Origin of the sequence: Stenotrophomonas acidaminiphila (assembly GCF_001431595.1) — a bacterium.
GTDB lineage: Bacteria > Pseudomonadota > Gammaproteobacteria > Xanthomonadales > Xanthomonadaceae > Stenotrophomonas > Stenotrophomonas acidaminiphila.
The window spans coordinates 45,733-52,609 of record NZ_LDJO01000001.1 but is presented as its reverse complement, the minus strand read 5'-3'; the positions used below and the strand labels follow the sequence as shown (position 1 = coordinate 52,609).

General features: G+C 71.3%; 5 protein-coding genes. 4 read left to right on the top strand and 1 reads right to left on the bottom strand.

The window, feature by feature from the left end; genetic code table 11:
- Positions 1-303 precede the first annotated feature (303 nt).
- The gene (locus ABB33_RS00245) at positions 304-1,041 is read left to right on the top strand and encodes an AfsR/SARP family transcriptional regulator (protein WP_056930747.1); all 738 of its coding nucleotides are present in this window, start codon (positions 304-306) and stop codon (positions 1,039-1,041) included.
- A 22-nt stretch (positions 1,042-1,063) separates the two neighbouring features.
- On the opposite strand, the gene ABB33_RS00240 is transcribed toward ABB33_RS00245, so the two are convergent.
- On the bottom strand, positions 1,064-3,259 hold the full coding sequence (locus ABB33_RS00240; protein WP_056930746.1) for a primosomal protein N': 2,196 nt from the start codon (positions 3,257-3,259) through the stop codon (positions 1,064-1,066).
- Between the two features lie 487 nt (positions 3,260-3,746).
- On the opposite strand from ABB33_RS00240, the gene ABB33_RS00235 reads away from it, so the two are divergent.
- The 3 genes from ABB33_RS00235 to ABB33_RS00225 all read left to right on the top strand — a co-directional run bounded on the left by ABB33_RS00235 (position 3,747) and on the right by ABB33_RS00225 (position 6,810).
- Positions 3,747-4,757: a hypothetical protein gene (locus tag ABB33_RS00235; protein WP_056930745.1), complete on the top strand. Its 1,011-nt coding sequence runs from the start codon at positions 3,747-3,749 to the stop codon at positions 4,755-4,757.
- Positions 4,744-5,319 carry a DUF3106 domain-containing protein gene (locus tag ABB33_RS00230; RefSeq protein WP_082594912.1) on the top strand — a complete coding sequence of 192 codons (576 nt, stop codon included), beginning with the start codon at positions 4,744-4,746 and terminating at the stop codon, positions 5,317-5,319. Before ABB33_RS00235 ends, ABB33_RS00230 begins: the two co-directional genes overlap by 14 nt.
- A gap of 129 nt (positions 5,320-5,448) precedes the next feature.
- A complete protein-coding gene (locus ABB33_RS00225) occupies positions 5,449-6,810 on the top strand; it encodes an MATE family efflux transporter (protein ID WP_054661573.1) in 1,362 nt (453 codons plus the stop codon).
- Positions 6,811-6,877: the final 67 nt, after the last annotated feature.

Here is a 6,877-nt window from a genome sequence, read left to right as displayed (position 1 = left end):
AAAGGCTGGCCGGTCCACGGGTGGCGCTGGAGTTGCCGCTGGCTGCCTGAGCGGGAGCCGTTACCTGATTTCGTGGATGTGGCCTGCTTGTGCGCCGGCTAATGTGCTCCGGCAGGCATGGCCGGGGCCGGTGACTGCGGGCGCATCGCGATGGTGCGCCCCGCGTCGGGCATGCCCGGCTGGTCGCCGGTACCGACTACGGGATGCACGGGGGATGTCATGGGGACGCGTCCAGCAGGGCGGGAACAGGACGGCGCGGTTGCCGGACGCGGGGGAGTCCGGCTCCTGAGCGCGTGCGCGGCCATGCCGCCGCAACTCATCTACAGGAAGGGCTGGGCGCTGCTGGGCTACCTGGCCGCCGAGCCGGAGCGCCGCCATTCGCGGCTGACGCTGGCCATGCTGCTGTGGCCGCAGCTGGGCGAAACGCAGGCGATGACCAATCTGCGCCAGGTGCTGTGCAACCTGAAGCACTATTGCCGTGCGGAACTGGGGCCGGGCGTGCTGTGGGTGGAGCGCGACGGCGTGGCGGTACGGCGTGTCGGGAGGGCGCTCTTCGACATCGACCGGCTGGCCGAGGAACCGGCGGAAGCGCTGGCGATACTGGAAGGGCAGCACGTTTTCCTTGCCGGCATGGACGATGTCGCCGGCGTGGATTTCCGCGCGTGGCTGGAAAGCACGCGCCTTGCACTGGAGGCCGAACTGGTAGGCGTCGCCGAGCGGCATTGCGACCGGATGCTGGCGGCCGGGCGATGGGACGCCGCACTGCACATCGCGCGCGTGCTGCTGCAGCGCGACGCATGGAACGAGTCGCATGCCCGGCGCATGATGCGCGCCTATGCAGGGAATGGCATGCATGCCGAGGCGGTCAATGCCTACGCGCGCATAGAACAGGCGCTGCGCCGCGACCTCGGGGTCGATACCCAGGACGAGACCCGCAGGCTGCTGGCATGGATATGCGAGGGCATCGATTTTGCCCCGATGGAGGCGGACCTCCCGTACGCACCGGGTTGGCCGGATCTGCGGTGGGCAGTGGCGGTGTGACCCTGTTGGCGGACCGCCGCGCTCAGTACAGGTCCATCGGGTCCACGTCCAGCGACCAGCGCACGCGCCGTGCCTGCGGCAGCAGGTAGACCTGCGGCATCAGCGTGTCGAGCAGGCCGTGCAGGGCACGCCGCTGCGTCGCCGACAGCAGCAGCTGGGCGCGCTGGAAACCGGCGCGGCGCGGCATCGGCGCAGGCATCGGGCCGTAGCATTCGACCGGGCTGGCGGCGGGAATGGCCTGTTTCACCGTGGCCAGGAACGCGTTGGCATGCTCCACCTGCCTGGCCTCGGCGCGCATCAGCGCCAGATGCGCGAACGGCGGGAAGCCGGCGGCCTCGCGCTGCGCCAGTTCGGCGTCGGCGAAGGCGTGGTAGCCGCCGTTGACCAGCGTGTGCAGCAGTGCGTTGTCCGGGTGGTGGGTCTGCAGCCAGACCTCGCCGGGGCGGTCGGCGCGGCCGGCGCGGCCGGCAACCTGGATCAACTGCTGGGCCAGCTTCTCGCTGGCACGGAAGTCGGCCGAGAACAGGCCCTCGTCGATTCCCACCACCACCACCAGGGTCAGCCGCGGCAGGTCGTGGCCCTTGGCCAGGATCTGGGTGCCGACCAGGATGCCGGGTTGCTCGCCGAGCGTGGCCAGGGTCTGTTCCAGCGCGTCGCGGCGGGCGGTGGTGCCACGGTCGATGCGCAGTACCGGGAAATCCGGGAACAGCTGCAGCAGCCGTTCCTCCAGCCGCTCGGTGCCGATGCCCTGCGGCTGCAGCGCCAGGCTGGCGCAGTCCGGGCAGGCCAGCGGTACCGGCGCGCGCGCGCCGCAGTGGTGGCACTGCAGGCGGCGCCCGGCGCCATGCACGGTCATCGGGGTGGTGTGCAACGGCGTGCTGCAGCGGCTGCACGGCGCGGTCCAGCCGCAGTCGTGGCACAACAGTACGGGTGCGTAACCACGCCGGTTCTTGAACACCAGCACCTGGTTGCCGGCACGCAGGTGCTGTTCGATGCCGGCCAGCACTTCCGGCGACAGGCCGTCCTGCAGTGGCCGCTTGCGCACGTCGAACACCCGCACCGCCGGTGGTCGCGCGTCGCCGGCGCGCTGCTGCAGGCGCAGGTGGGTGTAGCGGCCGGCGCGCGCGTTGTGCAGCGACTCCAGCGACGGCGTGGCGCTGCCCAGCACCACCGGCACGTCCAGCGCCTTGCCACGCACCAGGGCGAAGTCGCGGGCGTGGTAGCGGATGCCATCCTGCTGCTTGTAGCTGCCGTCGTGTTCCTCGTCGACGATCAGCAACCCGGCCTCCGGCAGCGGCGTGAACACCGCCGAACGGGTGCCGACGATCACCCGCGCCTGCCCGCGCGCGGCTGCCGCCCACACCCGCGCGCGCTCGTTGTCGTTCAGGCCCGAATGCAGCGCATGCACCGCGATGCCCAGGCGACTGCGGAAGCGGGCCAGCATCTGTGGGGTCAGGCCGATCTCCGGTACCAGCACCAGCGCCTGCCGGCCCTGTTCCAGGCAACGGGCGATGGCCTGCAGGTAGACCTCGGTCTTGCCGCTGCCGGTGACCCCGTCCAGCAGGAAGGGTTGGAAATCGTCGGCTGCGGTTATCGCCTCGATCGCTGCCTGTTGCTGGACGTTGGGCACCAGACCGGGCTGCGGCCGGGCAGCCGGCGCCGATTCGGCCAGCGCCACGCGCTGCGCGAAGCCGCGCTTGAGCAGGCTGCGGCCGGCCTCGCGCCAACCGTCCATGCGTACGGCCAGCACCTCCTCGCCCAGCGCGCCATCGCCCAACAGTTCGGCCAGGCGCCGTGGGCGGCTGCCGCCGCGCAGCCGCGCCGCGCCCTCGCGTCCCGCCGCGGTCAGCTCCCAGCCCCAGGCGTGGGTATCGGGCAGCGGTTCGCCACGCCGCAGCGGTGCCGGCAGCGCGGTGGCGACCACCTCGCCCAGCGGCGCATGGGTATAGCGGGCCAGCCAGCGCAGCGATGCATGCAGCTCGCCGCCGAGCAGCGGTGGGCCATCCAGCCATTGCAGCGCCTCCCGCAGGGTCGCCTGGTCCTGCACCGCGCCGATGCCCTCGACCATGCCGACCAGCTCGCGGTTGCCGAACGGAACCCGCACCCGGCGCCCTTTGTCGCCGGCGTCCGGCGCCGGACTGCCGGGCGGAGGCAGGTAGTCGAAGGTCTGTGGCAACGGAACCGGCAGGGCGATGCGCAGGGTGGGGCAGGTGGGCATGGGCGGCAGTGTAGGCGGCGGCCGGTGCCCGGCACACCCCCGGGCCAGGCGGCGCCGGGCTGATCGCGCCCACCCCGGCGGGCGCGTTCACTTGCGGGCGCTTGTGCAGCGCCGGAAGCATAAACACCGCGTAAACGCAGGCCCCGATTGGAGATTTGGGCTTATCCACACAACATGTGGATAACTCTGTGCATCAGCGTTGTGCTCCACGCGTCCAGGGCGGTGGTTGAAGCCTTTCACTCAAATTGGTCAAAAAATAGCCACGGCATCAATACGTTTAAAATCAACAACTTGTTCGTGAAACAAAAGCGAAATGCAGGTGTCGGGGCGGAATTCCGAGGAATCGGGGCCGGACTATTGACGCTGTGCACAAGTTGCGGCAAGGGCCGCTGCCAAAGGCGTGAAGGCGGTGTGCAGGCCGCCGCCAGCGGCCGCTGCAGGGCGGGATGGGCTGGGTATCATGCCCGGCGATGAAGGAGTCCACCTGATGGCTGCACCCGTCTCCCCCACGCCGGCCGCAGCCAGCGCCCTGTCCGCCTTCCTGAAAGGTGTCGAACGCCGCGCCCTGGCCGTTGCCAGCCTGCAGACCGGCGACGAGGCCGCCGCCGGCCGCGCCGTGGCGGCCGCCATGCGTGCCTTTGCCGGCCCCGCCACGGACATGCCCATGGCCGATTGGCCGGCGCGCTTCTGGGCGTTGCTGTGCGGCAACCCGCAATTGCGGGCGGCGTCCGCGGACGGGCACTGGCCACCTGCGCTGACCCACCTGCAGGGGCTGCCGGCGGCCGCGCGGCTGGCGCTGCTGCTGCGCGTCGGCGGTGGCCTGGACGAAGACGCCGCGTCCGCCGTGCTGGGGCTCACGCCCGATGCATACCGGCGTGCGCTGGCTGCTGCCTGCCCGCTGGATGCGCAGGGCCATCCGGATGCGCTGGCCTGGCGCGGCCTGGCCGAGCAGGTGCAGGCACAGGTGCGCGACCTGCCGGCCGCTCGCCTGCAACAGCTGGAGCAGCTGCGCGCGGCGACCGTACCCGCTGCCGCACCGGCACCCACGACAACGCCGGTGCCCCGCGCAGAGGCCGATGCGCGTACCCCGCGCGCGCCGCGCCGTACCCGGGCGCGCTGGAGCCGGCGGACCTGGCTGTTGCTGTGCCTGCCGCTGCTGCTGCTGGCGCTGGTCGCGGCCTGGTGGTGGACGCGACATGGCCCGGCGTTGCCCGGCGCGGCCGCACCGGCGGCCGAGGGCGCGGTGGCGGACAACGGCCCGGTACAGGTGGAAGCCCTGCCGGATGACAGCATCGCCGCTGGGCCTGCGGCCCCCGGCAGCCGTGCCGCGGACGATGCCGCGATGCTGGCCGACCCGGAACTGGCACTGGCGCAGGATGCCGACTTCCATGCCTGGTATGCCGCCGGCGGCCCGGTGCCGGTGGACGAATCGCAGGCGCAGCCCGGCCGCGCCGAACCTGCCGGTAGCGCACTGGAGACGGTCGATGCCGAGGATTGAGCGATTGCTGCCGCTACTGCTTGCGCTGCTGCCGGCCGCGCCGTCGCTGGCGACGCCGGCGGCGCTGCCTGCGGTACCTGTCGCGCAAACAGGCACTGCCACCCCCGGGCCCGATCCACGGGCGCACTGGCCGGCACTGGACCCGGCCCGGCAGCGTGAACTGCGCGCGCGCTACGCGGCATGGCGCGCGCTGCCCGAATCCGAGCGCCAGCGCGTGCGCCGGGCCGCGGCCGACATGGCGGCGTTGCCTCCCGCCGAGCGCGAGGCCCTGCGCAACCGCTTCGTGGCGCTGGATCGGCTGCATCGCGATGGCTGGCGGCTGGGGCCGCAACTGGGCGCGCACTATCCGAAGCTGCAACCGTTGCTGGGCTACCTGCCCGAACACCAGCGCGCGCCGATGCTGGCCCTGCTGTACCAGCTCGATGCCACGCAGCTGGCGCAACTGGGCGTGCTGTCGCAACGCACCCCGCCGCAGGAACGCGATGCGCTGCGCGAGCGGCTGCTGGCGTTGCCTCAGGCCCAGCGTGCGGACTGGCTGCGGCAAAGCACCGAATCGCGCTGAGGTGCGCGCGCCGGGAGGCGTGGTGCGGCCGTCTTTCACCCGGCTTCATCCATTGCCATTACAATGCGCTGCTTCCGCGACCCGGCAACAGCGCGTCCCGCGCCGGCCGCAGTCCGCGTCATTCCCCGCATGTCCATCACCGCCACGCCGCGCTTCCGCCAGGAAGTGCGCGCCACCGGGTTGCTCGCCCTGCCGCTTGTACTGGGCCATGTTTCGACTGGCCTGATCGCCTTCGTCGACAACACCATCGCCGGCCACCACGGTACCGATACGTTCGCCGCTGTCAGCATCGGCACCGCGCTGCTGTGGCTGCCGATGCTGGTGCCGATCGGCACCCTGATCTCGCTGACCGCCTCGGTGTCGCAGCTGCACGGCGCCGGCCGCGAGCGCGACATCGGCCCGCTGTTCCGCCAGGCGCTGTGGCTGGGCGTGGGCCTGAGCGCGCTGATGTTCGCTTTCCTCAGCGTGGTGCCGGCGTTCCTGCCGGCCTTCGGCATCGCCCCGGAGATCGTGCCCGGCGCCACCGGCTTCCTGCATGCGATCCGCTGGGGCGTGCCGGCGCTGACGCTTTATTTCTGCATGCGCTACCTGAGCGAGGGCATGCACTGGACGTTGCCGACCATGCTGCTCGGGTTCGGCGGGCTGCTGGTGCTGGGGCCGCTGGGCTATGCGCTGTGCAACGGCCGCTTCGGCTTTCCCGAAATGGGCGCCGAAGGCCTGGGCATCGCCTCGTCGGTGACGATGTGGCTGCAGGCGCTGTGTTTCGCCGGCTACCTGTGGAAGACCCGGCGTTTCGCCCACCTGCAGCTGTTCGGGCATTTCGAGCCGCCGCGCTGGCGCGCGATCTGGGACCTGCTGCGTACCGGCCTGCCGATCGGCATCACCGTGCTCATGGAAGGCGGTCTGTTCATCATCACCGCGCTGCTGATCGGCCGTATCGGCGCGGTCGAGGCCAGCGCCCACCAGATCGCGATCAATGTCGCCCAGCTGTGCTTCATGATCCCGATGGGCGTGGCCGAGGCCACCACCGTACGCGTCGGCCATGCGGTGGGCAGCAACGATCCGCTGGGCGTGCGCCGCGCCACCTGGGCCGGCTACGCGATCGTGCTGGTCACGCAGATGCTGTCGATCACCGTGCTGCTGCTGGGCCACGACGCGGTGGTGCGCCTGTACACCGATGACCTGGCGGTGGCCGCGCTGGCTTCCACCCTGCTGCTGTACGCGGCGACCTTCCAGTTCCCCGATGGCATCCAGGTGCTGTCGGCCGGCGCGCTGCGCGGGCTCAAGGACACGCGCGTGCCGATGTTCATCGCCATGTTCGCGTACTGGGGCGTGGGCATGCCGCTCGGCGCCGGCCTCGGCCTGGGCCTGGGCTGGGGGCCGCAGGGCATGTGGATCGGCCTGATCATGGGCCTGACCGCGGCCGCCGTGCTGATGGGCTGGCGCCTGCGGATCAGCAGCCAGCGCCTGTTCCTCCAGCCGGCACCCTGACTTGAAGCCCATGCCCGGCTCGCCGGTTATGGGTATCCTGCTTTGCAACAAGCCCCTTCCGGAGCGT

Excerpts from the sequence above, each read along its gene's own strand:
- ABB33_RS00235 (WP_056930745.1), top strand. The coding sequence starts at position 3,747 with ATGGCTGCACCCGTCTCCCCCACGCCGGCCGCAGCCAGCGCCCTGTCC.
- ABB33_RS00245 (WP_056930747.1), top strand. The coding sequence starts at position 304 with ATGCCGCCGCAACTCATCTACAGGAAGGGCTGGGCGCTGCTGGGCTAC.
- ABB33_RS00225 (WP_054661573.1), top strand. The coding sequence starts at position 5,449 with ATGTCCATCACCGCCACGCCGCGCTTCCGCCAGGAAGTGCGCGCCACC.
- ABB33_RS00240 (WP_056930746.1), bottom strand. The coding sequence starts at position 3,259 with ATGCCCACCTGCCCCACCCTGCGCATCGCCCTGCCGGTTCCGTTGCCA.
- ABB33_RS00230 (WP_082594912.1), top strand. The coding sequence starts at position 4,744 with ATGCCGAGGATTGAGCGATTGCTGCCGCTACTGCTTGCGCTGCTGCCG.